Genomic DNA, 2,938 nt, shown 5'->3' with positions numbered 1-2,938 from the left:
GGCAGAGGGAGCAGGGGGAGAAGAACTATTGATTATTGCCCCATGCCCCATGCCCCATGCCCCATGCCCCATGCCCCATGCCCCATGCCCAATGCCCAATGCCCAATGCCCAAAAAAATTAAGTAATTGTTATAAGAGAATGACTATAGTTCTCATTAGAGAGATACTTTAACAAATATGAGGGAAATTATTTGAACCTGAGAATTTCTGAAATTGACTTCTAGTCAGCCTTGAGATAGAGAGCAACGTTGAATCAACTGGAACAGCCAGGAAATTTAATGTAACGATATAGCCAAAAATTTCTCATAAATGTTACAATTATTAATACGGTTCCAATAAAAAAATGTTTAAAAAGCGATCTTTTATCTAACTGTAGATACTTGTGAAAAGTAGGAAATAGCTGTAACTTTTAGCAGTTAAGAAGCCTAAATTTGATTTTATGAGCAGCCGAGTTTTTCGGATGCGTAAGTTGTAAACCATAGCATGGGTTCCCAGTCTGACTGGGTAGCACCCTAACAAAGCATCTATCCCTTAATGACCCTACCGCCAAACCCATCATTACCAAAGAGTAGCGCCATGAAGACCGCTCAGACAGCCACAGACCTCGTGCGGACTTACCTGCGTGAGATTGGCCGTGTGCCACTCTTAACCCACGAGGAAGAGATTTTCTATGGTAAACAAGTGCAACGTTCCTGTACTTTGCACGAATCAAGAGAATCTCTTGCCACCCAGTTAGGCCGTCAACCGACTCTCGAAGAGTGGGCCAAAGCTACAAAACTAGAACCAGCAGAGTTGAACGAAGCGATCGCTGATGGTGAGATTGCCAAGCGTAAGATGGTAGAAGCCAATTTGCGCCTAGTAGTCTCCGTTGCCAAAAAGTACATAAAGCGCAACGTCGATTTACTGGACTTGATCCAAGAAGGTAGTATTGGTATGCAACGGGGCGTAGAAAAGTTTGACCCTACCAAAGGGTATAGATTTTCTACCTATGCCTATTGGTGGATTCGGCAAGCGATTACTCGTGCTATAGCCGAAAAAGCTCGCACCATTCGGCTGCCTATCCATATCACTGAAAAATTAAATAAAATTAAAAAAGCACAGCGTCAATTGTCTCAGAAATTGGGACGCGCTCCTACAGCTGGTGAGCTAGCTGAAGAATTAGAATTGACCCCCAAACAAGTGCGAGAGTATCTAGAAAAGGCGCGTTTGCCCCTTTCCTTAGATTTACGGCTAGGTGATAATTACGACACCGAACTTGGAGAAATGCTGGAAGATCCAGGAGCATCTCCAGAAGAGTTTGTCATGCAATCTTCCTTATCTTACGACTTAGATCGTCTGATGGGTGACCTCACGCCACAACAGAGGGAAGTGATAACGTTGCGCTTTGGCTTAACTGATGGGCAAGCCCTGACACTGGCTAGAATCGGTGAAATTTTGAATATCAGCCGAGAACGAGTTAGGCAAATTGAGCGGGAAGCCTTAACTAAACTTCGCAAGTCTAAAGCCAACATGGATGAATATTTGGCAAGTTAGTCATTAGTCATTAGTCCTTTGTTATTAGTTATTTACAAAGGACTAATGATCAATGGGTGAGAAAATACGCTGACTTTGGTACGGTTACGCCTACTTCCACTCTTAAGCTTGGCTGTTACATTAGTTGACAGGAAGACAATATAGCTAGCTAAGTCTAATCTAAAACAGACATCTAACTAATATTCAAATCACAAGCACCGCAGCTAGCAGTGGTAGTTAAGGAGCTAAAAAATGAATAACCCATCCAATCATGTCTCGGAATTTTTCAATAGTGAATCAGAAACTAGCGATTTACTATGGCAGTATGTTAAATCCTTGAGTCCAGAAACAGTTACCCAGCTATCTAAACCTACATCTGCCGAAGTTTTTCAGGTAATGGAACGGAATATTACAGGACTATTGGGTAATCTACCTTCAGAACACTTTGGCATCACTATAAGCACCAGCCGAGAAAGTCTAGGTCGGCTTCTCGCTTCTGCTATGATCAGTGGTTATTTCTTGCGTAACGCTGAACAGAGAATGAATTTTGAAATCGCTCTACAAGGGACTGAAACCAAGAACAGCGAAGTTGACTAAAAATGTAAAATTTACGAAATTAAATATTGTTCTTGGGCTAATAGCCAGTCACAGTAAGAGTCACAGCGATAGTAATTAAGAATAAGCCTGTGCGAAATCTTTGCCACTAATTTTCAATCATCACCTCGGCGTCTCGTAAAGACGCCGAAGGGTCAAATATCAGGTAAATTTTCTTAAAATATCCAAAACAGTGATGTATTAAGGTTGAAATTTTAAAAATCAAAACTCGGCAGAGTTAAGACTAGTCTGCCGAGTTTTGTTATTAATCATTAGTCTCCTTGATCTTTCCCTCTTGTCAATAAATTATGAGTGAAACCAGTTCTTTCCCGCCCCATAAAATCATTGGTGTTGCAGTAATTTGGAACAGCCAAGAGCAAATTTTAATTGATCGCCGTCGTCCAGAAGGAGCAATGGGTGGTTTGTGGGAATTTCCTGGTGGCAAAATTGAGTCTGGGGAAACTATTCAGGAGTGTATTGAACGGGAAATTTCCGAAGAACTGGGAATAGTAATTGAAGTAGGAGAGCATCTGATTACTATTGACTACACCTATACAGACTTGCGCGTTACACTCACAGTACATCACTGCCGCCATGTTACAGGTGTTCCCCAACCTTTAGAATCTGATGAAATTCGCTGGGTAACTTTGGAAGAACTGGAGAAATTTACTTTTCCTAAAGCAAATATTCAAATTATTGCTGCCTTAAAAGGGTCTGGGGAGTGGGGAGTGGGGAGTAGGGAGTGGGGGGAGCAGGGGAGGCAGAGGGAGCAGGGGAGGCAGAGGGAGCAGGGGGAGAAGAACTATTGATTATTGCCCCATGCCCCATGCCC

General features: G+C 42.5%; 3 protein-coding genes. All 3 read left to right on the top strand.

Annotation, left to right across the window (positions count from 1 at the left end):
• Positions 1 to 576 precede the first annotated feature (576 nt).
• The 3 genes from VB740_RS08550 to mutT all read left to right on the top strand — a co-directional run bounded on the left by VB740_RS08550 (position 577) and on the right by mutT (position 2,915).
• Positions 577 to 1,533 (top strand): RNA polymerase sigma factor, RpoD/SigA family, encoded by a 957-nt coding sequence (locus VB740_RS08550; RefSeq protein ID WP_323199610.1) that lies wholly within the window; start codon positions 577 to 579, stop codon positions 1,531 to 1,533.
• Positions 1,534 to 1,764: 231 nt separating this feature from the next.
• On the top strand, positions 1,765 to 2,109 hold the full coding sequence (locus VB740_RS08545) for a DUF760 domain-containing protein (protein WP_323199609.1): 345 nt from the start codon (positions 1,765 to 1,767) through the stop codon (positions 2,107 to 2,109).
• Positions 2,110 to 2,414: 305 nt separating this feature from the next.
• Complete coding sequence (gene mutT, locus VB740_RS08540) at positions 2,415 to 2,915, top strand: 8-oxo-dGTP diphosphatase MutT (protein WP_323199608.1); 501 nt, start codon at positions 2,415 to 2,417, stop codon at positions 2,913 to 2,915.
• The last annotated feature ends 23 nt before the right edge of the window (positions 2,916 to 2,938 follow it).

The organism is Nostoc sp. UHCC 0251, assembly GCF_034932245.1.
Classification (GTDB): domain Bacteria; phylum Cyanobacteriota; class Cyanobacteriia; order Cyanobacteriales; family Nostocaceae; genus Nostoc.
Note: the sequence above shows the minus strand (reverse complement) of the source record. Positions and strands in the feature narration are given on the sequence as shown.